Annotated in this window: 20 protein-coding genes and 1 pseudogene; 10 read left to right on the plus strand and 11 right to left on the minus strand. The window is 68.1% G+C overall.

Translation table 11 applies throughout. The features are described 5' to 3' along the window. Positions 1–31 precede the first annotated feature (31 nt). The gene (locus CXY91_RS00275) at positions 32–979 is read right to left on the minus strand and encodes a 50S ribosomal protein L11 methyltransferase (RefSeq protein ID WP_100958841.1); all 948 of its coding nucleotides are present in this window, start codon (positions 977–979) and stop codon (positions 32–34) included. Between the two features lie 112 nt (positions 980–1,091). Here CXY91_RS00275 and CXY91_RS00280 point away from each other — a divergent pair, with 112 nt between their 5' ends. Continuing rightward, complete coding sequence (locus CXY91_RS00280) at positions 1,092–1,484, plus strand: VOC family protein (RefSeq protein ID WP_100958842.1); 393 nt, start codon at positions 1,092–1,094, stop codon at positions 1,482–1,484. Positions 1,485–1,569: 85 nt separating this feature from the next. On the opposite strand, the gene CXY91_RS00285 is transcribed toward CXY91_RS00280, so the two are convergent. After that, positions 1,570–2,325 (minus strand): SDR family oxidoreductase, encoded by a 756-nt coding sequence (locus tag CXY91_RS00285; RefSeq protein ID WP_100958843.1) that lies wholly within the window; start codon positions 2,323–2,325, stop codon positions 1,570–1,572. Between the two features lie 124 nt (positions 2,326–2,449). Between CXY91_RS00285 and CXY91_RS00290 the strand changes: the two genes are divergently transcribed. Next, positions 2,450–2,845 carry a winged helix-turn-helix transcriptional regulator gene (locus CXY91_RS00290; RefSeq protein WP_244543479.1) on the plus strand — a complete coding sequence of 132 codons (396 nt, stop codon included), beginning with the start codon at positions 2,450–2,452 and terminating at the stop codon, positions 2,843–2,845. Positions 2,846–2,974: 129 nt separating this feature from the next. Here CXY91_RS00290 and CXY91_RS29945 read toward each other — a convergent pair whose 3' ends face one another. Together CXY91_RS29945 and CXY91_RS00295 are read right to left on the minus strand one after the other, a co-directional pair. After that, positions 2,975–3,145, minus strand: coding sequence for a hypothetical protein (locus CXY91_RS29945; protein ID WP_158673206.1), 171 nt, complete (start codon positions 3,143–3,145; stop codon positions 2,975–2,977). A gap of 189 nt (positions 3,146–3,334) precedes the next feature. Next, a complete protein-coding gene (locus tag CXY91_RS00295) occupies positions 3,335–5,704 on the minus strand; it encodes a UvrD-helicase domain-containing protein (RefSeq protein WP_100958844.1) in 2,370 nt (789 codons plus the stop codon). A 108-nt stretch (positions 5,705–5,812) separates the two neighbouring features. Here CXY91_RS00295 and CXY91_RS00300 point away from each other — a divergent pair, with 108 nt between their 5' ends. Beyond that, positions 5,813–7,465, plus strand: coding sequence for an acyl-CoA dehydrogenase family protein (locus CXY91_RS00300; RefSeq protein ID WP_100958845.1), 1,653 nt, complete (start codon positions 5,813–5,815; stop codon positions 7,463–7,465). 119 nt (positions 7,466–7,584) lie between these two features. Beyond that, a complete protein-coding gene (locus CXY91_RS00305; protein WP_248307293.1) occupies positions 7,585–9,612 on the plus strand; it encodes a PAS domain-containing protein in 2,028 nt (675 codons plus the stop codon). A gap of 18 nt (positions 9,613–9,630) precedes the next feature. Here CXY91_RS00305 and msrB read toward each other — a convergent pair whose 3' ends face one another. After that, positions 9,631–10,062: a peptide-methionine (R)-S-oxide reductase MsrB gene (gene msrB, locus CXY91_RS00310; protein ID WP_244543987.1), complete on the minus strand. Its 432-nt coding sequence runs from the start codon at positions 10,060–10,062 to the stop codon at positions 9,631–9,633. Between the two features lie 329 nt (positions 10,063–10,391). Here msrB and CXY91_RS00315 point away from each other — a divergent pair, with 329 nt between their 5' ends. Genes CXY91_RS00315 through CXY91_RS00325 form a run of 3 tightly spaced genes read left to right on the plus strand, consistent with a single transcriptional unit; the run spans position 10,392 to position 13,152 of the window. Further along, on the plus strand, positions 10,392–11,642 hold the full coding sequence (locus tag CXY91_RS00315; RefSeq protein WP_199777320.1) for a BtaA family protein: 1,251 nt from the start codon (positions 10,392–10,394) through the stop codon (positions 11,640–11,642). Next, positions 11,639–12,304, plus strand: a complete 666-nt coding sequence (locus CXY91_RS00320) for a class I SAM-dependent methyltransferase (RefSeq protein ID WP_465246830.1) — start codon at positions 11,639–11,641, stop codon at positions 12,302–12,304. Before CXY91_RS00315 ends, CXY91_RS00320 begins: the two co-directional genes overlap by 4 nt. A gap of 47 nt (positions 12,305–12,351) precedes the next feature. Continuing rightward, a complete protein-coding gene (locus CXY91_RS00325; protein ID WP_100958846.1) occupies positions 12,352–13,152 on the plus strand; it encodes an ion channel in 801 nt (266 codons plus the stop codon). Between the two features lie 14 nt (positions 13,153–13,166). On the opposite strand, the gene CXY91_RS00330 is transcribed toward CXY91_RS00325, so the two are convergent. Beyond that, positions 13,167–13,733: a thioesterase family protein gene (locus tag CXY91_RS00330; RefSeq protein ID WP_091840537.1), complete on the minus strand. Its 567-nt coding sequence runs from the start codon at positions 13,731–13,733 to the stop codon at positions 13,167–13,169. 152 nt (positions 13,734–13,885) lie between these two features. Between CXY91_RS00330 and CXY91_RS00335 the strand changes: the two genes are divergently transcribed. Both CXY91_RS00335 and CXY91_RS00340 read left to right on the plus strand, forming a co-directional pair. Beyond that, positions 13,886–15,319 carry an FAD-linked oxidase C-terminal domain-containing protein gene (locus tag CXY91_RS00335; protein ID WP_100958856.1) on the plus strand — a complete coding sequence of 478 codons (1,434 nt, stop codon included), beginning with the start codon at positions 13,886–13,888 and terminating at the stop codon, positions 15,317–15,319. 96 nt (positions 15,320–15,415) lie between these two features. Continuing rightward, complete coding sequence (locus tag CXY91_RS00340) at positions 15,416–19,168, plus strand: AsmA family protein (RefSeq protein WP_100958847.1); 3,753 nt, start codon at positions 15,416–15,418, stop codon at positions 19,166–19,168. Between the two features lie 256 nt (positions 19,169–19,424). Here CXY91_RS00340 and CXY91_RS00345 read toward each other — a convergent pair whose 3' ends face one another. After that, on the minus strand, positions 19,425–20,033 hold the full coding sequence (locus tag CXY91_RS00345) for a LysE/ArgO family amino acid transporter (RefSeq protein WP_100958848.1): 609 nt from the start codon (positions 20,031–20,033) through the stop codon (positions 19,425–19,427). Between the two features lie 92 nt (positions 20,034–20,125). On the opposite strand from CXY91_RS00345, the gene CXY91_RS00350 reads away from it, so the two are divergent. After that, positions 20,126–21,034: a LysR family transcriptional regulator ArgP gene (locus CXY91_RS00350; RefSeq protein ID WP_100958849.1), complete on the plus strand. Its 909-nt coding sequence runs from the start codon at positions 20,126–20,128 to the stop codon at positions 21,032–21,034. On the opposite strand, the gene CXY91_RS00355 is transcribed toward CXY91_RS00350, so the two are convergent. The 4 genes and pseudogenes from CXY91_RS00355 to CXY91_RS00370 all read right to left on the minus strand — a co-directional run. Next, positions 21,018–21,260 carry a ribbon-helix-helix domain-containing protein gene (locus tag CXY91_RS00355; RefSeq protein ID WP_091840547.1) on the minus strand — a complete coding sequence of 81 codons (243 nt, stop codon included), beginning with the start codon at positions 21,258–21,260 and terminating at the stop codon, positions 21,018–21,020. The two genes, CXY91_RS00350 and CXY91_RS00355, sit on opposite strands and share 17 nt — an antisense overlap. A gap of 10 nt (positions 21,261–21,270) precedes the next feature. Beyond that, complete coding sequence (locus CXY91_RS00360; RefSeq protein ID WP_100958850.1) at positions 21,271–21,471, minus strand: DUF4169 family protein; 201 nt, start codon at positions 21,469–21,471, stop codon at positions 21,271–21,273. Between the two features lie 2 nt (positions 21,472–21,473). Then, the gene (fumC, locus tag CXY91_RS00365) at positions 21,474–22,868 is read right to left on the minus strand and encodes a class II fumarate hydratase (RefSeq protein WP_100958851.1); all 1,395 of its coding nucleotides are present in this window, start codon (positions 22,866–22,868) and stop codon (positions 21,474–21,476) included. Between the two features lie 18 nt (positions 22,869–22,886). Then, positions 22,887–23,095: pseudogene (locus CXY91_RS00370) on the minus strand (SspB family protein); the annotation flags it as partial.

Consider the following 23,095-nt stretch of genomic DNA (forward strand, 5'->3'; position numbering starts at 1 on the left):
AACCAGCCGCCGTCTCTTCGAAGTGTAGGGCCTAGTAGAGGCGGCGCGGCCTGGGGGCTGCGCCGCCTCTTTTCATGACCAGCGTCGCCCAGCCCTCGCGCGAGGAGCGCCTGGCCAGCGCCAGCCCCTGATGGCGATAGGCCGAGACCACGCCGGCGACGTCCATCTCCAGCAGCCCTGACAGGATCACAGTGCCGTCGTCCGACAAAGCGCGGGCGATCGTGGGCGCCAGCTTGCGCAGCGGGCCGGCGAGGATGTTGGCGAAGATCAGGTCGAAATGGCGTGGCCGGTTCGCCTTGGCGTGGCGCAGGCCGGGCGCGACATAAAGGTCGAGCGCCTGCGGGGCGTGGTTGACCCTCCCATTGTGGGCCGAGACCTCGATCGCGATCGCGTCTATGTCGCCGGCGACGACCCTGCGCTTGACCTGCTTGGCGAGCGCCAGCGCCAGGATGCCGGTGCCGGTGCCGACATCGATGGCGTTGCGCGGCCGGCGCTTCTTCAGCTCGGCGTCGAGCGCCAGCAGGCAGCCGGCGGTGGTGCCGTGATGGCCGGTGCCGAAGGCGAGTGCCGCTGCGATCTCGATCGCGACATCGTTGACCTTCACCGCGTCGCGGTCATGCGAGCCATGGACGAGGACGCGGCCGGCACGCACCGGCTGCAGGCCCTCCAGGCTGGCCGCGACCCAATCTTTCTGATTGACCGTGGTGAAGGGCGTCGCATCGATGCTGTCGCCGACGATGGGGCGGAGCATGTCGCGCACCGCCTCCTCGTCCGGATGGGTGGCGAAATAGATCTCGACCTTCCAGGGCGCATTCAGCGACAGGGTTGTGACGCCGCTCTCGACCTCGAAGGCGGAGACGGCCGTCTCCGTGGGGTCGAAGACCTCGCCAAGGAGCTCGGTCAAGGCACGCGCCTTGTCGCCGCTGGTTTCGAGTTCGAGGACGGTCGCGACCGTCGAGGGGAGGAGGCCTTCGCGCATTGGCGCGGCTTAGCAGGGGGCGAGGCCGATGTCATGCACCGTGACGCAACCTGCTTGGCAGGGACATGATCTCCCCTAAGCTGACTTTTTTCGCCGTTAGGGAAGGTCAGCCATGTTGTCGCATGTCAGCGTCGGGACCAAAGCGTTCGAACCGGCCTTCGCCTTCTACGAGGCGCTGTTTTCCGAGCTCGGCCATAAGCTGCGTTTCTGCGATCGCGAGAAGCCCTGGGCCGCTTGGCAGCAGCAGGCCGGCGGCCGGCCACTCTTCCTTCTGTCGGCGCCCTTCGATGGTGAGGCCGCGAGTGCGGGCAATGGCCAGATGATCGCCCTTCTGGCTGGTGACCGTGCAACCGTCGATCGCTGCCATTCCACCGCGCTGGCGCGCGGCGGAAGCTGCGAGGGCCCGCCCGGCCTGCGGCCGCACTACCATCCCAACTATTATGGCGCCTATTTTCGCGATCCGGATGGCAACAAGCTGTGTGTCTGCTGCCACGAGGCGGAGTAGCGGGGGAGGCGAACGGCGAAGCAATCGCGGAGCATCGAAGAGGCTCCGGATCGCTTCGCCTGTGCCGGCAGTTCGTGGCCGACGTTCAGCCGTGCTGGGCGGCGAGCTGGGCGAAGATCGCGCCGAGCTGGCCGTTCTCGGCGGCAAAGCGCAGCGGCTTGCAGCGCTCGACGATGATCTCGCCGGAGGCTGGGGCACTTTCGAGCAGCGTCATAACTTCGCTGGTGAACTCGGCCAGCGGCATTGCTGCGGGGTCGACCGCCTGCTGCGGGCCGAGCAGTTCGGTCTGTACGTAGGGCGGAGCGATCTCGATCACCTCGACCGAAGTGGCCTTGAGCTGCTCGCGCAGCGCCATCGACCAGGAGTGGATCGCAGCCTTCGTCGCGCTGTAGGTCGGCGTCGACGCCAGCGGCACGAAGGCGAGGCCGGAGGAGACGGTCAGGATCGCCGCCCGCTCCTGCTTCAGCAGATGCGGCAGCAGGGCGGCGGTGAGCCGGATCGGCCCGAGCAGATTGGTCGCGATCGTGTCCTCGGCGGTGGCGAGGAAGTCGCCGGCCGCGACCTTTTCGCTGCGCATGATGCCGGCATTATGGATGACGACGTTGAGCGCCGGGAAGCTCTCGACCGCCTGCCTGGCGAAGGCCGCGACATCGTCCTTGTCCTGAATGTCGAGCAGGAGCGCCTCCATGCCCGGATTGGCTGAGGTCACCTCATGGAGGAGCTGCTCGCGCCGGCCGGCGATGACGACCTGGTTGCCGGCCTTGTGCAGGGCCTCGGCCATTGCCCGGCCGATACCGGAGCCGCCGCCGGTGATGAGGATGGTGTTGCCGGTGATGTTCATCGCAAATCCCTTTCCTGGTTGCGACACCTCAGCTGGCGTCGATACTCTTCAACGGTAAGAAGGCTCCCGAAAGTTCGATACGCACCAAAAGGAGAGTGTCGCAATGCATGCGATCCGTGAGGCGATGGCGGCGATGCACAAGCGCAGCGAGGAAATCCCGCCGGTCTCGAAGGCGGTGGAGTCGCTGGTGCGCCAGGTGATCGCGCAGGTCGCCGACAAGTGGACGATGCTGGTCCTGGAAGCGCTGGAGGAGCACGGCACGCTGCGCTTCACCGAATGCGGGCGCATCGTCGGCGGCATCAGCCAGAAGATGCTGACCAAGACGCTGCGCGAGATGGAGCGCGACGGGCTGGTGGTGCGCACCGTCCACCCGGTGATCCCGCCGCATGTCGACTATACGCTGACCGAGCTCGGCCGTGAGCTCAGCGCAGCCTTCTGCGGCGTCTGGACCTGGGCGGAAACCTATCATGCCGAGGTCTCGGCGGCGCGGCGGGCCTTTCGGGAGCGGGAGGAGGGGTAGGTTACCCTCGCCCCGAATGCCGCCTGTTCCCTCATGGTCGGGCTTGTCCAGACCATCCACGTCTTCGTTCGGGTGTTGCGGTGTTCGAGACGTGGATGCTCGCCACAAGGGCGAGCATGACGAACTGGATTAGCGTGCTGTCAGACCTTCGCAGCGCAACTGTTCGCGGCCGCCCTCATAGCGCCGGCGGTTGCCGTGCTGCATGGTCTTGTGATCGGCGCAGCAGCCATTCGCCTTGTGCGGCTTGCAGAGCAGGCAGCCGGCGCGGGCGCTCTTCGGGCGTTTGAGTTTGTGGTTCATGGCGACCTCCCAGCTGCGAAATATCACGGCTGAACAGGATGGTCACAACAGTTGGATTGTCGTCCCGGGCGGAGCGCAGCGTAGACCCGGGACCCATTCCGGAACTTCTTTCGGGTAGGCTCAGGAATGGATCCCGGATCGGCGCGGCTGCGCCGCTTGTCCGGGATGACTCGTGTTGGTGAAGGGCCGCTACCCAGCCTTCTGCACGAAGCTATCCAGAACCATCTTACGCCCCGCCTTGTCGAAATCCACCGTCAGCTTGTTGCCGTCGACGCTGGCGACCGAGCCGGGGCCGAACTTGACGTGGAAGACGCGGGCGCCGGGGTCGAAGGCCGAGGTTCCCGTCGACTTCGCCGTCAGCTCACCCTCGATCAGCATCGGGCCGCGCTGGCGGCCTGAACCGAAGCCGCGCTGGCCGGCTTCGGAGAAGCCGGAGCTGCTGCCGCCGGAGCCGAACTTCGCCTTGTTCTCCTGGGCGCGCTGCCAGCCCGGCGTCTGGTAGGAGGAGCCGAAGCTCTCCATGCGCTCGAAGCGCGAGGCGCCGTAGCCGCCCTGGCCGTAGGCCGTGGGCGCCTGGACGACCTCGACATGGTCCTCCGGCAGTTCGTCGATGAAGCGCGAGGGCAGGCTCGACTGCCAGAGGCCGTGGATGCGGCGGTTCGAGGCGAAATAGAGCTTGAGGCGCTTGCGGGCGCGGGTCAGGCCGACATGGGCGAGGCGGCGCTCCTCCTCCAGCCCGGCGCGGCCGTTCTCGTCGAGGGCGCGCTGGCTCGGGAACAGCCCTTCCTCCCAGCCGGGCAGGAAGACGGTGTCGAATTCCAGCCCCTTGGCGGCGTGCAGCGTCATGATCGAGACGCGGGCGCCGCCATCGCCGCTATCGGCGTCCATCACCAGCGAGACGTGCTCGAGGAAGGACGGCAGGTCGGGGAACTCGTCGAGCGAGCGCACCAACTCCTTGAGGTTTTCCAGGCGCCCGGCGGCGTCGGCCGAGCGGTCCTTCTGCCACATCTCGGTGTAGCCGCTCTCCTCCAGCACCAGCTCGGCGAGCTCGCCCTGCTGCATGCTCTCGGCGCGTCCCGACCAGCGGGCGAAGGCCTCGACCAGCTCACGCAGGGCGGTGCGGGCCTTGGGCTTCAGTTCCTCGGTCTCGACCACGGCCCGGGCCGACTGCATCAGCGAGAAGCCGGTGGCGCGGGCATGGTTGTGCAGCAGCTGGATGGTGGCGTCGCCGAGGCCGCGCTTGGGCACGTTGACGATGCGCTCGAAAGCGAGGTCGTCGGTCGGGCTCACGACACAGCGCAGATAGGCCATCGCGTCGCGGATCTCGGCGCGCTCGTAGAAGCGCGGGCCGCCGATGACGCGATAGGGCACGCCGACATGGATCAGCCGCTCCTCCATCTCGCGCATCTGCGCGGAGATGCGGACGAGGATCGCGACCTGGGAAAGGTTCTCGCCCTTGGACTGCATCGCCTCGATCTCGTCGGAGATCAGGCGCGCTTCCTCCTGGCTGTCCCAGGCGCCGGTGATGGTGACCTTCTCGCCGGCCTCGTCCTCGGTGCGCAGGGTCTTGCCGAGGCGGCCCTCGTTGCGGGCGATCAGCTTGGCGGCGGTGGCGAGGATATGGCCGGTCGAGCGGTAGTTGCGCTCCAGCCGGACCACGGTCGCGCCTGGGAAGTCGTGCTCGAAGCGCAGGATGTTGTCGACCTCGGCGCCGCGCCAGCCATAGATCGACTGGTCGTCGTCGCCGACGCAGGCGATGTTGCGCCGGCCCTGGGCCAGCAGTCGCAGCCAGAGATACTGGGCGACGTTGGTATCCTGGTACTCGTCGACGAGGATGTAGCGGAAGCGCTCGTGATAGCTCACCAGCAGTTCCGGATGCTCGCGGAACAGCGTCAGGCAATGCAGCAGGAGATCGCCGAAATCGACGGCGTTCAGCGTCTTGAGCCGGTCCTGATAGGCGGCGTAGAGCTTGCCGCCCTTGCCGTTGGCGAAGACGCCGGCTTCGCCCGGCGGCACGTCCTTGGGCGCGAGGCCTCGGTTCTTCCAGCTATCGATGAAGCCGGCCAGCATCCGGCCGGGCCAGCGCTTCTCGTCGATCCCCTCCGCCTGGATCACCTGCTTCATCAGGCGGATCTGGTCGTCGGTGTCGAGGATGGTGAAATCGGAGCGCAGGTCGACCAGCTCGGCATGGCGGCGCAGCAGCTTGGCCGAGATCGAGTGGAAGGTGCCGAGCCAGGGCATGCCCTCGGCGACCGGGCCGACGAGGTTCGCGACGCGCTCCTTCATCTCGCGCGCCGCCTTGTTGGTGAAGGTCACCGAGAGGATCTGCGAGGGATAGGCGCGGCCGGTCGCGATCAGATGGGCGATGCGGGTGGTGAGGACGCGGGTCTTGCCGGTGCCGGCGCCGGCCAGAACCAGCACGGGGCCGTCGGTCGCCTCGACCGCCAGGCGCTGCTCCGCATTGAGCCCCTGCAGATAGCCAGCCGCCGGCTGCGCGGCCGCGCGCGATGCGAGGCCGCCAGGGCGGGGCAGGGGGGCGGAGGTGGTGTGGTCTGACAAGTTGACGCTGCTCGATCGTGATTCGTTCTACGGTCAATATAGGGTGTCGCGCGCGCGATTGCTGGATCAGGATGCAGCCGCGAACAGGATAAGCCGCAGGAGCGACCGATGCCGTCAGCAGGATCAGCGCCGGGGCAGGCCCATCAGGTCACCAACCAGGTGCCGCCGCTGGCCGATTACGACGCCTATGCCGCCGATCCGGTGCTGAGGGCGGCGATCGCGGCCTTCGACGCCGGCTGGGCCGATGAGCGGCTGCACGAGGCCGGCCGGACGGTCGGCGCCGCCGAGACGATCGAGATGGCGCGGCTCGCCAACCGGCACGGGCCGGAACTGCGCAGCCATGACCGCTTCGGCAACCGCATCGACCAGATCGAGTTCCATCCGGCCTGGCACGCGCTGATGGCCCGCGCCATCGGCCAGGAGACGCATGCGCTGGCCTGGAACCGGCCGGGGCCGGGCGCGCAGGTGGCGCGGGCCGCGCTGCAATATCTCTGGTATGGTTGCGAGAGCGGCATCTGCTGCCCGATCTCGATGACCTATTCGGCGATCCCGGTGCTGAAGCAGGATCGAGCGCTCTGGGCGCAATGGGGCGGGCTGATCTCCTCGAAAACCTACGACAAGACTCAGGGGCCCGCTCAGGCCAAAGCAGGCGCGACCGTCGGCATGGCGATGACCGAGACGCAAGGCGGCTCGGATCTGCGCCAGACCCAGACCATCGCCTATGACAATCGCGACGGCACCTATTCGCTGCACGGCAGCAAGTGGTTCTTCTCGGTGCCGCATTCCGACGTCTTCCTGACGCTGGCGCGCAACGAGGAGGGCATCTCCTGCTTCGTCGTACCGGGCTGGCGGCCCGATGGGACACGCAACGGCATCGCGATCCAGCGCCTCAAGGACAAATGCGGCAACCGCTCGAACGCCTCCTGCGAGGTCGAGTTTCGCGGCGCCATCGGCCATATGCTCGGCGACCCCGGCCGGGGGCTGCGCACCGGCCTGTCCATGAACCACAATACGCGGCTCGACATCGCCGCGGCCTCCGCCGGGCTGATGCGGCAGGCGGTGATGCTCGCCGGCCATCACGCCCAGCATCGCACCGCCTTCCAGCGCCTGCTGATCGACCAGCCGATCATGCAGAACGTTCTCGCCGATCTCGCCATCGAGGCGGAGGCGGCGGCCTGGCTCGCCTTCCGGCTCTTCGCCGCGGTCGATCGGCAGGAGCGGTCGGAAAGCGAGAAGCTCTTGGCGCGTATCGGCGCGCCGCTGGCGAAGTACTGGGTGGCGAAGCGCACGCCGGCTGTCGTCGTCGAGGCGCTGGAATGCCATGGCGGCAACGGCTTCATCGAGGAGAACCCGATGGCGCGGCATTATCGCGAGGCGCCGCTGAACTCGGTCTGGGAAGGCTCGGGCAACGTCATCTGCCTCGACGTGCTGCGCTCGCTGGAACGTGAGCCGGGCTCGCTGCAGGCGCTGCGAGCGGAACTGCACACGGTCTCCGGCCAGGACCGGCGCTATGACGCGGCGCTGCAGATGCTGGACAATGACCTCCACGATCTCATCCGGCATGAAGGCCAGGCCCGTCTGCTGACCGAGCGTCTGGCGCTGATGCTGCAGGGTGCGCTGCTGATCCGCCATGCGCCGCATGCCGTGGCGGACGCCTTCGTCGCGACGCGGCTTGGCGGGCACTGGTCCGGGCATTTCGGCGACCTGCCGCTGGCGGTCGATGCGGTGACGCTGGCCAGAAGGGCGGTGCCGGAGGTCTGACGGAGGCGGACAGATCGATCTTTCCTCGATTGCGCCCGCGTGCGAAGGAACCAGCCGCCGCCGCCGCGCATTCTGTCGTGTCGGAGCATTCCCGTCCCGACATTTGCGGAACGATCGACGTGCACAGCGACGCCGGCCTCATCGCCCCCATTCTGACGCAGATGTTCGAGCAGGCGCCGACCTTCATGGCGCTGCTGCGCGGGCCGGAACACCGTTTCGATCTCGCCAATCCGAGCTATCTCAGATTGATCGGCGATCGCGAGGTCGTCGGCCGCACCGTGGCGGAGGCGCTGCCGGACGCCGTTGCGCAGGGTGTCGTGGGCATCCTCGACGACGTCTATCGCACCGGCGTGCCCTATACCGCGAACGGCGCGCGCTTCGTGATCCAGGCCGAGCCCGGCGGGCCGACGCAGGAGCGCTACCTCGATTTCGTCTACCAGCCGCTCCGCGACAGCGATGGCAAGGTCAACGCGATCTTCATCGAGGGGGCCGATGTCACCGAGCGAACCCTGGCGGAACGGGCGCAGCGCGAGAGCGAGGCGCTGTACAAGGGCTTGTTCGACGCCATCGACGAAGGCTTCTGCATCATCGAGTTCTTTGACGGGCCGCACGGTCCCGACAGCGACTACGTCCATATCCAGGCCAATGACGCTTATGAGCGCCATGCCGGCATCTCCAATGTCGTCGGCCAGAAACTGCGCGAAATGGTGCCGGACGAGGCGGACGCCTGGGTCGCGCGCTATGGCGCCGTGCTGCGCACCGGCGAGCCGATCCGCTTCCAGCAGGAGCTGGTCGCGACCGGCCGTTATCTCGAGCTGGCTGCGGTCCGCATCGAGCCGCCAAGCCGCAAGCAGGTCGCCGTCATCTTCCAGGACATCACCGCCCGCCGCCGCGCCGAGACCGCTCTCGCGGAGCTCAACGCGACGCTGGAGCAGGAAGTCGAGAAGCGCTCGGCGGAGTTGATGAAAACCGAGGAGGCCTTGCGCCAGAGCCAGAAGATGGAGGCGGTCGGCCAGCTTACCGGGGGCATCGCCCACGACTTCAACAACATTCTGGCCGGCATCGGCGGCAGCCTGGAAATGGCGCAGGCGCGGATCGCGCAGGGCCGCATCGCCGACACCGAGCGTTTCCTCACCGGCGCGAAGAGCGCCGTGCGCCGCGCCGCCAGCCTGACCGAGCGCCTGCTCGCCTTCTCGCGGCGCCAGACGCTCGACCCGAAGCCGGTCGATGTGAATGGGCTGGTCAATGGCATGCTCGACCTGATCGCACGCAGCGTCGGCCCGACGATCGCGATCGAGGCCGTGGGCGCAGCAGGCCTGTGGACGGTCTTCGCCGATGCCGGCCAGCTCGAAAATGCGCTGCTCAATCTGAGCATCAATTCGCGCGACGCCATGCCGGATGGTGGCAAGCTGACGATCGAGACCTCCAACCGCTGGATGGACGAGCGGGCAGCAAAGGCGCGCGACCTGAAGCCGGGGCAATATGTCTCGCTCTGCGTCTCCGATACCGGAACAGGCATGACGCCGGACGTGGTCGAACGGGCCTTCGATCCGTTCTTCACGACCAAGCCGATCGGCCAGGGCACCGGGCTCGGCCTGTCGATGGTCTACGGCTTCGCCGGCCAATCCGGCGGAGCGGCGCGTATCTATTCGGAGCCCGGCAAAGGCACGATGATCTGCATCTATCTTCCGCGCCATATGGGAGAGGTCGTCGAAGCCGGCGAAGCCGCGTCGGATTTCGCTGATCCTGCGCCGGTCGCCGGCGGCGAGACCGTGCTCGTCGTCGATGACGAGCCGTTGGTGAGGATGCTCTGCGTCGAGCAGTTGGAAGAGCTGGGATATGCCGTGATCGAAGCGGGCGACGGTCCCTCGGCGCTGAAGATCCTTGAGACCAAGCAGCCGATCGACCTGCTCGTCACCGATGTCGGGCTGCCTCGCGGCATGAACGGGCGCCAGCTCGCCGACGCGGCGCGCATGCACCGCCCGGATCTCGAGGTGCTGTTCGTCACCGGCTATGCCGAGAACGCTGTGCTCAACCACGGCCATCTCGAACCGGGCATGCACATCATGACCAAGCCGTTCGAGATGGAGGTCTTCGCACGCCGCGTCCGCGACCTGATCGACGGGCGCGGGCCGACGAAAGCCTGAGCCGCCGTCGGCGGTCCGTCAGACTTCCGGCGCAAAATCCATCGCCACGCCGTTGATGCAGTAGCGTAGGCCGGTCGGGGGCGGGCCGTCGGGGAAGACATGGCCGAGATGGCCGCCGCAATTGGCGCAATGCACCTCGACCCGGTGCATGCCGTAGCTGTAGTCCTCGCTCTCCTCGACCGCGCCTTCGAGTGGCTGGTCGAAGCTCGGCCAGCCGGTGCCGCTCTCGAACTTCTTGTGCGATTTGAACAAGGGCTGGCCGCAGCCGACGCAGGAAAACGTGCCGGCGCGCTTCTCGAAGTTCAGCGCGCAGGAGCCGGCCCGCTCTGTGCCGTGGCCGCGCAGCACCCGGTACTGCTCCGGCGTCAGCTTCTCGCGCCATTCGGCGTCGCTGAGCTGGAAGGGGAATTCACGCTCTGCGGGCTTTCCCGTTTTGGCGAACATGTCCATCAGGCCCATGCGAGGCTCCTTTCCGTGCGCTCTTGTTCGATTGTCGCGCAAGATATGGGGATTTGTCTTCCTGATGTCACGGGGGCGCAACGCGAGCTCGTTCACGTCCGCGTTCAATGGCGACGGCGCTCTCCTCCGGCGTCGCTTCGCGTCACCCAACCGTCACGCGACTCCTCTAGAGCCCGCTCCCGCCAGCTTGCACAGCGCGCAGGCGGGGAAAAGCGGTCTCCAGATCAATTTGGAGGCGGATTCACTGATCAGGTCGATCCGACCTGATCAAATCCGGCTCCAGCGGCTCGCCATCGCAATGGGCGGAAACGAGGGGCTTCGTGACGCAGACGATCCGCGCGGTGAAGCGCACGACGAACCTCGGGCTGACCAGCGCCGTCCATCGCAGCAAGCCGCTCTCGCGCGCCGGCCTGCTGGAGCGGATGTTCACGCTCGCCTTCTCCGGGCTGGTCTACCCGCAGATCTGGGAGGATCCGGTCGTCGACATGGAGGCACTGGCGCTGCAGCCCGGCGACCATCTCGTCGCGATCGCCTCGGGCTCCTGCAACATCCTGTCCTATCTCACCGCCGATCCCGCGAAGATCAGCGCGATCGACCTCAACGGCGCCCATATCGCGCTCGGGCATCTCAAGCTCGCGGCCCTGCGCGAAATCGACGATCATGCGGTCTTCCGCCGCTTCTTCGGGCAGGCGCAGTCCAAGGCCAATGTCGAGACCTATGACCGGCTGATCGCGCCGCGGCTCGACGCCGTCAGCCGCGCCTATTGGGAGGGGCGCAACCTCGCCGGCCAGCGCCGGATCGAGCTCTTCGCCCGCAATTTCTACCGCTACGGCCTGCTCGGCCGTTTCATCGGCACCGGGCACTTCCTCGCCCGCCGGCTCGGCTGCGATCCGCGGGTGATGCTGCAGGCCAAGACGATGCAGGAGCAGCGGGCGCTGTTCAACCGGCATCTGGCGCCGGTTTTCGAGAAGAAGCTCGTGCGCTGGCTGGTGCGCCAGCCGGCCTCGCTCTACGGGCTCGGCATTCCGCCGGCGCAATACAAGGCACTGGCCGCCGATGGCGATGCCGGCATCCGCGCCGTCCTGCGCCACCGGCTGGAGCGGCTGGCCTGCGGCTTCGACCTGAAGACCAACTACTTCGCCTGGCAGGCCTTCGGCCGCGGTTACGGAACCGAGCCGGATGCGGCGGTGCCGCCCTATCTGGAGCAGGGCAATTTCGAGACGGTGAAGGCGCGCGCCGGGCGCGTCTCCTACCATCAGAGCGCGATCACCGCCTTCCTCGAGAAGCAGCCAGCCGAAAGCTGCAACGGCTTCGTGCTGCTCGATGCCCAGGACTGGATGAACGATGCCGATCTGACGGCGCTGTGGACGCAGATCACCCGCAGCGCCGCGCCCGGCGCCCGCGTGATCTTCCGCACCGCGGCCGACGAGCGGCTGCTGCCCGGCCGCGTGCCGGAGGCGATCCTGGCGCAATGGCAGTATCAGGAGGAGCGCAGCCGCGCGCTCGGAGCGCGCGATCGCTCCTCGATCTACGGCGCCTTCCATCTCTATGTCCGCGGAGCGGCTGCGTGAGCGCGGCCGAGGGCAGGGCGGATGCCGCCGGTCTGATGGACCGGATGTATCGTTTTCAGCGGCACATCTACGATGCGACCCGCAAGTTCTATCTGCTCGGCCGCGACGGGTTGATCACCGGCTTGAAGCCACCGCCCGGCGGGGCGGTGCTGGAGATCGGCTGCGGCACCGGCAGGAACCTGATCAAGATCGCGCAGCGCTATCCGCTGACGCGCTGCTACGGGCTCGACGTCTCGGAGGAGATGCTGCGCACCGCTCGCGAGCAGGTGGCGAAGGCGGGGCTGTCCAAGCGCATCGTCCTGGCGCAGGCCGATGCGACCAGTTTCGACCCGCAGGCGCTGTTCGGCCGTGCGGGTTTCGAGCGGGTGGTGATCTCCTATGCGCTCTCGATGATCCCGCCCTGGCGCGAGGCGCTGGCGCAGGCGATGCAGGTGGTGGCGCCGGGCGGCGCGCTGCACATCGTCGACTTCGGCGACCAGGCGCATCTGCCGGGCCCGTTCAGGGCGCTCCTCAACCGCTGGCTGGCGCTGTTCCATGTCACGCCGCGCCGGGATCTCGATGCGGTCGTGACCGATCTTTGCGCTGAGGCCGGCACCACCGGCAGCACCACGCGGCTGTTCGGCGGCTATAGCGTGCAGGCGGTCGCGATCAGGCCGGCCTGAGCGGCCGGGGCTGGACGCCGTCGCCGCGACGCTGCTACGCCGATCGGATGAGTGCAGCCGCCGATCCAGATGACAGCAGCAATGGCAGTTCCGGGCTGCGTGACCGGCTCCGGCAGCTCTACCACGGCCGGACGCCGGCGGCGCTGCGCTTCCAGCTCGCAACGCTGATCGTCGATATCCTGATCATCGGCTTCTTCGTCGCGACGCCGATGCTGCGCGACCGGCCGGAATTCCTCTGGCTCGACTATGCCGTCGCCATCATCGTCGCCGCCGAGATCGCGGCGCGCTTCCTCGCCTCGTCGAACATGCTGCGGCTGATGCGCCAGCCGACCATGCTGCTCGACCTCTTCATCCTGGCGACGCTGCTGGCGCCGCAATGGCTGGAGAATTTCGGCTTCCTGCGCATCTTGAGGCTGTGGTCGCTGTCGCAGCGCGGCCTGATCTGGGCGCAATTGCGCGAAACGCACTACCGCGACTGGGAGGATGTCGCCAAGGCGCTGGTCAATCTCGCGACCTTCCTCTTCGTCGTCAGCGGCTTCGTCTACACCTTCTTCTTCATGAGTCGGCCCGGACTGGAGGGCTATGTCGATGCGCTCTACTTCACCGTCACGACGGTGACGACGACCGGCTTCGGCGACATCACCCTGCCGGGCATCGCCGGCAAGCTGACCTCGATCGTGGTGATGATCATCGGCATCTCGCTGTTCGTCCGGCTGGCGCAGGCGGTGTTTCGGCCGCACAAGGTGACCTTCCCCTGTCCGCAATGCGCCCTGCAGCGTCATGAACCAGACGCAGTGCACTGCAAGGCCTGCGGCCACCTGCTGAAGATACCGGACGACGACGAGTAGCTCCGGTTCCGGAGCTAGTGCCGCGTCTCCGTCTCGCGTTCCGCTTCCTGCGCCGGTTCACCGAGGGTGATCGTGCTCTTCTGCGGCATGCCGATCATCCGGCCGACCGTGGCCGGGCGCGGCATTTGCGCATGCGCCGCCTTCATGATCGCGAGATTGGCGAGGATGTCGGGTGGGAAGGGCGTCACCCTGCGATCGTTCATGTCGACATGCAGAGAGAGGTTCTCGGAGGTCGCCGCGAGCCAGCCCTCGCTAGCATGGCGCATTTCGAGATAATAATGCAGCCGCTTGTCGTCGAAGGCGATGAGCTGCGCGGTGACGCGCACGAGATCGCCTTCCGTCAGCTCGCGCTTGTACAGCACATGGCATTCGGCAGCGAAGAACGAAGCATGCCGGCTCTCGACATAGTCCTGGTTAAGGCCGACCAGCGAGAAGACCTCGTCCACTGCGCGGTCGAACAGAACATGGTAATAGGCCATGTTGAGATGGCCGTTATAGTCGATCCAGTGTGGCTCGACCCGCATCGGGGACGAGACGAAGGGAGCAAAAAACAAAGCGGGCGTGCGAATTTCGTCCGGCATTGGCTCCTCCTTTCGGTCCGTCTCTCGTCGATGCGTAGGCGGCTCTGCACCGCCGGCTCTTGCCGGCTCGGTCGCGGCGCGTGAAAACAACACGAGCCGCTCCTCTCAAGGCCGAACCATTCCAGACTAGGCGAAGTTCTCCAGCCATGACAATGCCTTCTACAGCTTCCGTGCCCCCCCATGCTCCTGCTGCAGAGCTGCCGCCATCGCCGCAGGCCATTGCGGCGCTGACGCAGGCGCTGGCGGCGCTGTTCGGCAACCGGCTCGTCACCAGTCTCGCAGTCCGGCAGCAGCACGGCCATACCCTGACCTGGATCCCGAACCAGCCGCCGGACGCTGTCGTCTACCCTGAGAGCACCGAAGAGGTTGCCTCGATCGTGAAGCTCTGCGCCCAGCATGGCGTTCCGGCGATCGCCTTCGGCACGGGCACTTCGCTGGAGGGCCATGTCAACGCGCCCTTCGGCGGCGTCTGCATCGACATGTCGCAGATGAAGCGGGTCGTCGCGGTCCATGCCGAGGACCTCGACTGCACCGTCGAGCCCGGCATCACCCGCAAGGAGCTGAACGAGCATTTGCGTGACCAGGGGCTGTTCTTCCCGATCGATCCGGGCGCGGACGCCTCGATCGGCGGCATGGCGGCGACGCGCGCCTCCGGCACCAATGCGGTGCGCTACGGCACGATGAAGGACAATGTCATCGCACTGACCGCGGTGATGGCCGACGGCTCCATCGTCAAGACCGCCAGCCGCGCGCGCAAATCCTCGGCCGGCTACGATCTCACCCGCCTGCTGGTCGGCTCGGAAGGCACGCTCGGCATCATCACCGAGGTGACGCTGAAGCTGCATGGTATTCCCGAGGCGATGTCGGCCGGCGTCTGCTCGTTCCCCTCGGTGAAGGCGGCCTGCGATGCGACCATCATGACGATCCAGTCCGGCCTGCCGGTGGCGCGGATCGAGCTGGTCGACGACGTGATGATGCGCGGCGTCAACCTGCACTCCAAGCTCGGGCTGCCGGAAACGACGATGCTGTTCGTCGAGTTCCATGGCTCCGAGGAGGGCGTGAAGGAGCAGGCCGAGCGCTTCGGCGAGATCGCGGCGGAGTTCGGCGGCGGGGCGTTCGACTGGGCGACGAGGCCGGAAGATCGCACGAAGCTGTGGCAGGCACGGCACGACGCCTATTGGGCGGCGCGCGCCCTGCGGCCGGGTGCGGAATCGGTCGCGACCGATGTCTGCGTGCCGATCTCGCGGCTGGCAGAATGTGTCGACGAGACCAAGCGCGACATCGAGGCGTCCGGGCTGATCGCGCCGATCGTCGGGCATGTCGGCGACGGCAATTTCCATACGCAGCCGCTGGTCGACCTTAACGATCCCGACGAGATCGCGCGCTGCGAGGCCTTCATCGACCGGCTGGTCAAGCGGGCACTCGCCATGGAGGGGACCTGCACCGGCGAACACGGCGTCGGCCAGAAGAAGATGAAGTACCTCACGATCGAGCACAGCCCGGCCGCGCTCGCCACCATGCGGCTGATCAAGCGCGCGCTCGATCCGCAGAACATCCTCAATCCCGGCAAGATCATCGCCTTGTGACATTCCGAACGGGGATCATTCGCAAGAATGTCGTGATCCTGCCGCGACTTGCGTGCATGATCGCCCCGTCGACATATCGAGGATCGATGCAAGAGCGTGCGTGAGGCCCTGACCCTACTGGCCGGGCTGCTCGTCGCGGCGTTGCTGGCCGCGCTACTGGGGCCTGGCTTCGTCGACTGGCGCGAGTACAGGCCCCATTTCGAGCGGCGCATCAGCGCTGCGCTCGGCGTGGAGACGCGCGTCGCCGGCGAGATCGGGCTGCGGCTCCTGCCATCGCCGCGGCTGGTGCTGGGCCAGGTGCGTCTCGGCTCCAGTGGCAACGCGGCCAGCGCGGCGACCATCGAGACATTGACGGCCGAGCTCGCCCTGGCGCCGCTGGCACGCGGCGAGTTCAGGCTGGTCGAAGCCGAGGCGGACGGGCTGACGCTCAATCTCGTTGCAGACGAGACCGGCGCCATCGCCTTGCCGGCCCGCGAGGGTGCGGGCCTTCCGAGCGAGACGGCCATCGATCGCCTGGCGATCCGCCGCTCGGCCGTGATCTGGCGCGAGCCCGGCAAGGCGGCGCAGACGCTGGCCCCGATCTCCGTCGACGTCTCGGCCGTCGCCCTGCACGGCCCCTGGCGTGTCGAGGGCGAGATCGCCGGCTCGTCCCTGCGCTTCGCCACCGGCGCGATCGAAGCCGATGGGCGGCTGCGGACCAAGGCCTCGGTCACCGGCGAGCAGACGCAATTCGGCTTCGACGGTTCGCTGATCCTGGCTGGTGCAGAGCAGAGCGTTCGGCCCGGACTGGATGGCAGCTTCACGATCGCGCCCGGCGGCGCGGTCGGTGTCGCCGGACGCGTGAGCGGCGATAGCCGGCGTCTCGACTTCTCTAGCCTCGCCATCGAGATCGCCGGCGGAGCCGCGCGGTTGGAGGGCGAGGGCTCGTTCAATCCGGCGGACAGCAAGGGCAGCCTCCAGCTCAAGGCGCGCCGGCTCGATGCCGATGTGCTGACCGAGGCGCTGGCCCAGCGGCCGGGCTATCAGCGCGCCTTGCAGGCACTGCCGGGGCCGGTCGAGCTTTCACTGGATCTCGACCAGATCGTCTGGCGTGGCGAGGACTTCAGCGGCTTTGCCTTGCGCGGCAAGCTCGATGGCGATGGGCTCGATGCAGGCAGCGCCACGGTCAGGATCGCCAATGCGGTCCTCGAGGCGCGCGGTGCGCTCGACGGCCAGGGCTTCCGCGGCACGGTCGAGGCGAAAGCGCCCGATGCGCGCCGGGCGGCGCTGGCGCTGACGCGGCTCGGCGTCGAGGCCGGGCTGGCCGACAGCTTCGCCGCATTGCGCAGCGTCGACGGCACGGCTGCGCTGGACTGGAGCGATGAGCGTCTCGCGATCACCCGTATGACCGCGCGGGCGGGCTCCGGGCCGCGGATCGAAGGCTCCGGCGCGATCACGCCCGGCCGGCTCGATGCCAAGCTGACGGTGAACGGGCTCGACCTTTCAACCCTGCCAGCCGGCGATAGCCTCAACGCGCTCGCCGGGCGGCGCGATCTTTCGCTGGATCTGACACTAAACGGATTGCGCTACCTTTCGACACCACCGGGCTCGGCCCGGCTCGCGCTGACCCGGCAGGGCAGCGACTGGCGTCTCAGCCGTCTGGCCGTCGATGGCTTCGGTGGCGTCAAGGTCGAGGGCGAGGGGGCACTGCTGCCGGGCGGCGGCGAGATCGCCGGGCGGGTGCGCGCGCCGCGTTTCGCCGCGCTGACGGCTTTGGCCGGTCCGCTGCTGCCGGACGGCTTCCGGCGCGTGCTGCCGCGGATCGAGGACGGGCTCGCCGGGGTCGACGCCAGCTTCAGGCTTGCGCGCGCGTCCAATGGCGAGACCAGCGTCGTGGCGGACGGCTCGGCCCAGGCCGGGCGGCTCTCGCTCAATGGCAAGCTCGATGCGACCGGGCAGTGGAACGGCGGCGATGTGAAGCTCTCGCTCGACGACCGGCGCCGAGCCTTCGCCGCCTTCGGCCTGCCGCGCCCGGCACGCGGCGGCTCAGGCGAGCTTTCGCTCGGCTTCGGGCCGAATGGGCCGGTCGGTTCGCTCGCCGGGCCTGGGCTGATGCTGGTTCTGGAAGGCGCCGGAGGCGGGGCACGGCTCAGCCTGCAGGCCGACGGGCCGGATCAGGTCCTGCCGGACGGGCTGGCGCGGCTGGTTCCGGATGGCGTCCTCGATGCCTCCGGGCGCGTCAGCTTCGGCGATGAGGCCAGGCTCGACGATCTCGTCGTCAATGCCGGCGGCAAGGCCGCACGCGGCGCGCTGAGCTTCTCGGCCGAGCGCGGGATCGGCGGGCGGCTCGATCTGCCCTATATCGCATTGCAGCCCGCGCTCACGGCGGTGATCGGCCAGGCGCAGCCGGTCGCAGGCAGCCAGTGGTCGCCGAGCCGGTTCCAGGGCGCGACAGGGCTCGGCGAGGTCAGGCTGGCTCTTTCCGCCGAGCGGTTCGACCTGACCGATCGCATTGCCCTGGCCAAGGCGCGGCTCGACCTTGCGGCCGGACCGGACGGGCTCGTCCTCGACAATCTCCGTGGCAGCCATGCCGGCGGCGAGGTCAGTGGGCGGCTCACGGCCCGGCGCGAAGGCGGCCTGGCGCAGATCACCGGCAGGCTCGGCCTCACCGGGCTCGACCTGGCCTCGCTGACCAAGGGGGCGCTGACCGGCAAGCTGTCGGGGAGCTTCGAGGCCGGCGGCTCGGGCGAGAGTCCGGCGCGCCTGATCGCGGCGCTCGGCGGCGCCGGCTCGATCAGCGTTGCGGGCGCCGGCATGGCGCGCTTCGACCCCGCAGCAATCTCCAAAGTGATCGCCGCGACTGGCGATGACGCTTCCGAAAGCGAGACGGGGCGCCTGCAGGACCGGATCGGCGAAGCGCTGGAGAAGGGGAGCTGGCCGCTGGGCGACGTCACCATCCCGTTCACCCAGGCGGCCGGCGTGCTGCGGGTCTCGCCCGTCTCGATCGAGCGTGCGGGCCTCAGGGCCGATGCGACGGGGCTGGTCGACTGGCGGGCGATGACCGCCGACCTGCGCCTCAACCTGCGCCCGCTCGGTGCGGCGCCGAAGGGCTGGCCGGAGCAGTTGCCGCAGGTCGGCGTCGCCTGGCGCGGCCCGCTCGATGCGCCGCGGCGCGAGACCGATGTCGGCGCACTGTCCAATGTCGTGGCGGCGCGGGCGCTGGCGCGCGAGATCGAGCGGGTCGAGGCGTTCGAGGCGGATCAGCGCGAGCGGGCGATGCATATCCGCCGCCTGCGGGCCGAGCGCGAGCTGCGCGAGAACGAGCGCAAGCTCGCGGAATTCCTGAAGGCCGAGGAGGAGCGCCGCATCGCCGAGGAGAAGCGGGCCGAGGAGGCGCGCAAGGCCGAGGAGGCCAGGCTCGCCGAAGAGGCCCGCAGGGCGGAAGCGGCACGCAAGGCGGAGGAGGCGAGACTCGCCGAAGAAGCCCGCAAGGCCGAGATCGCCCGGCGCGCCGAAGAGGCGAGGCAGGCCGAGGAGGCACGCCGAGCGGAGATCGCCCGCAGGCTGGAAGAGGCGCGCATCGCCGAGGAGGCGCGCAAGGCCGAGGTCGCGAAACGCCAGGAGGAACTGCGCAAGGCCGAGGATGAGCGGCGCAAGGCCGAAGCCGAGGAGCGGGCACGACAAGCCGCGATCCGGGCCGCGATCGAGGGCCGACCGGGGCCGATGATCCTGCAGGGCGCGCCGCCTTCCTATATTCCGGGCGATCCGCCGGGCTATGGCAGGCCGCGCGGCGAAGCGCCGCCGATGCCGCCGCCGCTCGACATCCAGCCGGTGCCGCGGCCGCTGTCGCGCTCGCCGCTACAGAACTGATTCAAGGCGCTGGGCAATTGATTCAAGCGGGTGCGGGGTTGATTCAAGCTTTCTTGGTAAGTCGCTGAGAGTGCGAGATTCTTTGCTCGCCCCTGGCGTCGGCTCTCCATGCGAGCCTCATCCTGAGGAGGCCCGCAGGGCCGTCTCGAAGGATGGTCCAGCTGGTTCCGGAGCCTCGTGAAGCATCCTTCGAGACGCAACCTTCGGCTGCTCCTCAGGATGAGGGCTGAAGGGAAGCGTCAAGGACGAGAGGTCATCAACCGCCCCGCAGCAGCTTGAAGGCGATCGCCCACATGGTGGCGGCGACGATGCCGTCGAGGATGCGCCAGGATCTGGGGTCGACGAAGAGCGGGCGTAGCCAGCGGGCGCCATAGCCGAGCCCGAAGAAGAACAGGAAGGAGGCGGTCATTGCACCCGTGGCGAAGACCAGTTCGTGCCCGGGGAACTGGCTGGCGATGCTGCCGATCAGCAGCACGGTGTCGAGATAGACATGTGGGTTGAGCCAGGTCAGCGCCGCGCAGGTGATCAGGCTGGCCGACAGCGTTGCTTCTCCGGCGGTGCCGACCGCGAGCGCCTCGGATGAGCGCAAGGCCGAGAGCAGGCTGCGCGCCCCATACCAGATCAGGAAGGCGGCGCCGCCATAGCGCAGGGCCGGTTCCAGCATCGGCAGCATCGCCGTCGCCTGCTTCAAGCCGACGACGCCGGCGAGGATCAGGACCGCATCCGACAAGGCGCAGGTGAGGCAGACCGCGAAGACATGCTCGTCGCGCAGGCCCTGCCGCAGCACGAAGCTGTTCTGGGCGCCGATGGCGACGATCAAGCTGAGGCCCATTGTGAAGCCGGTGACGTAGACGGAGAAGGGCATGAGCGGCGGTCCCGTTTCGCCGTTCCGCCTAGGAGTCAACGCCGCCTTAGTGTAGTTAAACATCATTATCTCGATTAAGCAGAGCTAATGTTGTGCTCGATTATCCCGCCCTGCAGGCCGTCTCGCTCGTTGTCAGAACCGGCAGCTTCGACAAGGCTGCGCAGGCGCTGAACGTCACGCCGTCGGCCGTCTCGCAGCGGGTCAAGCAGCTCGAGGAGCGGCTTGGCACGGTGCTGATCATCAGGGGCCAGCCCTGTACCGCGACCGAGCGCGGCGAATGGCTGTGCCGCCATATGGAGCAGGTCGGCCTGCTCGAGGGCGAGCTGATGACGCGGCTGCCGGCCCTGGCCGAGCCGGGGCAGCCGCAGCAGCGCGTCACGCTGCGGGTCGCCGCCAATGCCGACAGCCTCGGAACCTGGTTTCTGGGCGCGGTCGCCGCGTTCACGAACCGGAGCCCGCACCTCCTCGACATCGCCGTCGACGATCAGGAGCACACCGCCGACTGGCTGCGACAGGGACGGGTGCTCGCCGCCGTCACCGCGCTGGACAAGCCGATCCAGGGCTGCCGAGTGATCCCGCTCGGCTCGCTGCGCTATCTCGCGACGGCAAGCCCGGCGTTCATGGCGCGCCATTTTGCCGACGGGGTGACATTGGCCGCGCTGGCGCAGGCACCCTCGCTGGTCTTCAATCAGAAGGATCGCCTGCAGAGCCAATGGATGGAGCTCGCATTCGGCGAAAGCCCGAGTCATCCCGTGCATTGGGTGCCGTCGACGCAGGGCTTCGTCGAGTCGTGCCTGCTCGGCATCGGCTGGAGCGCCAATCCGGAACTGCTGGTGCGGGAGCATCTCGATGCCGGCCGGCTCTGCGAGCTGATGCCCGGCAGGGTGCTGGACACGCCGCTGTTCTGGCAGGTCAACCGGGTCGCGGCCGACAGGCTGGCCGATCTGACGCGCGCCGTGGTCGAAACGGCGCGGCGACTGTTGCTCAGTCCGCGGGTGTGACCTTGGCGGGCTCGGGGCGCCCGCGATAATGCGCCAGCACCCGCAGGCGCAGAGCCGAGGAGAGGTTGAGTTCGCCGCGGCCGGAATCGACCTCGCCCACCAGGCTGGCGATGGGCCGTTTCTCGGCGGCCGCGATTTCCTTCAGCGCATCCCAGAACGGCTCCTCGAGCGAGACGCTGGTGCGGTGGCCGGCGATGGCGAGCGAGCGCTTGCGCAGGCCGCTCATGGTCTGCCGCTCACGCCTTGTCCTCGCCGCCGGGATCGTCGGAGAGGCGATGGCCGTCGAGGCGCCGCTCGGCCAGCGTCTTCTCCGCCTCGGTCAGCTTGCGCTCGGCCTTGGTCCGGCCGAACGCGATCCGGTTCTGCTCGGCCTTTGCCTCTGCGCTCGCCCGGTCGCGGGCCTTGCGGGCGCGGCGGAGATTGACGATCTCGGCCATGATCAGCCCGGGCTGAGCATGTCTTCGGCGACGACGGTCTTGTCGAAGAGCTCACCGTCGACACCGGCCTTCAGCGCTTCCTCGCGCAGGGTCGTGCCGTTGTGATGGGCCGCCTTGGCGATGCTTGCCGCCTTGTCGTAGCCGATCGCGGGAGCCAGCGCCGTCACCAGCATGAGAGAGCGCGAGAGCAACTCAGTCAGGCGCTCGCGATTGGGCTCGATGCCCTCGACGCAGTTGGTGCGGAAGCTGTCGGCCGCGTCCGCAAGGAGGCGAGCCGATTGCAGGAAAGCCTGCGCGATCACCGGTTTGAAGACGTTGAGCTCGAAATGGCCCTGGCTGGCGGCGAAGGTCACGGTCGCCTGGTTGCCGTGCACGCGGGTCGCGACCATGGTCAGCGCTTCGGCCTGGGTCGGGTTGACCTTGCCGGGCATGATCGAGGAGCCCGGCTCGTTCTCGGGCAGGCTGATTTCGCCGAGGCCGGAGCGCGGGCCCGAGCCCATCAGCCGGATGTCGTTGGCGATCTTGAACAGGTCCATGGCGAGCGCGGTCAGCGCGCCGTGGCTGTAGGAGATGGCGCCATGGCTGGCGAGCGCCTCGAACAGGTTGTCGGCGGTGCGGAAGGGCAGGTCGGTCAGCCTGGCGACCTCGGCCGAGAACGCCTTGGCGAAGTCGGGATGAGCGTTGAGGCCGGTGCCGACGGCGGTGCCGCCCTGGGCGAGCGCCAACAGGCCGGGCAGGGTCTGCTCGATGCGGGCGATGCCGAGCTGAACTTGAGCGACATAGCCGGAGAATTCCTGGCCGAGCGTGACGGGGGTCGCGTCCTGGAGATGGGTGCGGCCGATCTTGACGAGATCGGCGAAGGCCTTCGCCTTGGCGTCGAGGGCATCCTTCAGCCGGCCGAGGGCGGGCAGCAGGTCCTTCGAGATGGCGAGCGCGGCGGCGATATGGATCGCGGTCGGGAAGCTGTCGTTGGAGGACTGGCCCTTGTTGACGTGATCGTTGGCGTGGACCGGGCTCTTCTTGCCGAGGCCGGCGCCCAAAATCTCGTTGGCGCGATTGGCCAGCACCTCGTTGACGTTCATGTTCGACTGGGTGCCGGAGCCGGTCTGCCAGACGACGAGCGGGAAATGCTCGTCGAACTTGCCGGCAAGTGCCTCGTCGGCAGCCTGGACGATCGCCTGCTCGACCTTGCCGTCGAGCAGGCCCAGCTTCGCATTGACGGTGGCCGCAGCCTTCTTCACCAGGACCAGCGCATGCACGACCGGCAGCGGCATCCGCTCGGCCGGGCCGCCGATCTTGAAGTTCTGCAGAGAACGCTGCGTCTGCGCCGCCCAGTAACGGTCATTGGCGACGTCGATCGGACCGAAGGAATCGGTCTCGCTGCGATAACCGGTCATGATGGAAGTCCTTGGGTCTCAGGTCTTCTTGCGGAAGGCGTCGAGGCTGACGACCTGGGCGCCGCCATCCTCCTCGGTCTCGGGCCTGGCCACGACATCCGCTTCGGCTGCTTCCTTCTTCGCGCTCGCGGGCAGCGCCTTCTGCGCCGGCTTGGGCGGAAGGGCGAGGGGCGCGGCCGGGGCGACGCTGGGCTCGGAGGCCGCGCCGCGCGGCGCCTTCGCCGGGG

The sequence above is a fragment of the Allobosea sp. FBZP-16 genome, from assembly GCF_002831785.1.
Taxonomy (GTDB): Bacteria; Pseudomonadota; Alphaproteobacteria; order Rhizobiales; family Beijerinckiaceae; genus Allobosea; species Allobosea lupini.

Bases quoted from the DNA above. Each gene is read 5' to 3' on its own strand.
- CXY91_RS00345 (WP_100958848.1), bottom strand. From the start codon at position 20,033: ATGCCCTTCTCCGTCTACGTCACCGGCTTCACAATGGGCCTCAGCTTG.
- CXY91_RS00290 (WP_244543479.1), top strand. From the start codon at position 2,450: ATGGCGGCGATGCACAAGCGCAGCGAGGAAATCCCGCCGGTCTCGAAG.
- CXY91_RS00275 (WP_100958841.1), bottom strand. From the start codon at position 979: ATGCGCGAAGGCCTCCTCCCCTCGACGGTCGCGACCGTCCTCGAACTC.
- CXY91_RS00325 (WP_100958846.1), top strand. From the start codon at position 12,352: ATGAGTGCAGCCGCCGATCCAGATGACAGCAGCAATGGCAGTTCCGGG.
- CXY91_RS29945 (WP_158673206.1), bottom strand. From the start codon at position 3,145: ATGAACCACAAACTCAAACGCCCGAAGAGCGCCCGCGCCGGCTGCCTG.
- msrB (WP_244543987.1), bottom strand. From the start codon at position 10,062: ATGGACATGTTCGCCAAAACGGGAAAGCCCGCAGAGCGTGAATTCCCC.
- CXY91_RS00300 (WP_100958845.1), top strand. From the start codon at position 5,813: ATGCCGTCAGCAGGATCAGCGCCGGGGCAGGCCCATCAGGTCACCAAC.
- CXY91_RS00280 (WP_100958842.1), top strand. From the start codon at position 1,092: ATGTTGTCGCATGTCAGCGTCGGGACCAAAGCGTTCGAACCGGCCTTC.
- CXY91_RS00360 (WP_100958850.1), bottom strand. From the start codon at position 21,471: ATGGCCGAGATCGTCAATCTCCGCCGCGCCCGCAAGGCCCGCGACCGG.
- fumC (WP_100958851.1), bottom strand. From the start codon at position 22,868: ATGACCGGTTATCGCAGCGAGACCGATTCCTTCGGTCCGATCGACGTC.
- CXY91_RS00335 (WP_100958856.1), top strand. From the start codon at position 13,886: ATGCCTTCTACAGCTTCCGTGCCCCCCCATGCTCCTGCTGCAGAGCTG.
- CXY91_RS00355 (WP_091840547.1), bottom strand. From the start codon at position 21,260: ATGAGCGGCCTGCGCAAGCGCTCGCTCGCCATCGCCGGCCACCGCACC.
- CXY91_RS00285 (WP_100958843.1), bottom strand. From the start codon at position 2,325: ATGAACATCACCGGCAACACCATCCTCATCACCGGCGGCGGCTCCGGT.
- CXY91_RS00330 (WP_091840537.1), bottom strand. From the start codon at position 13,733: ATGCCGGACGAAATTCGCACGCCCGCTTTGTTTTTTGCTCCCTTCGTC.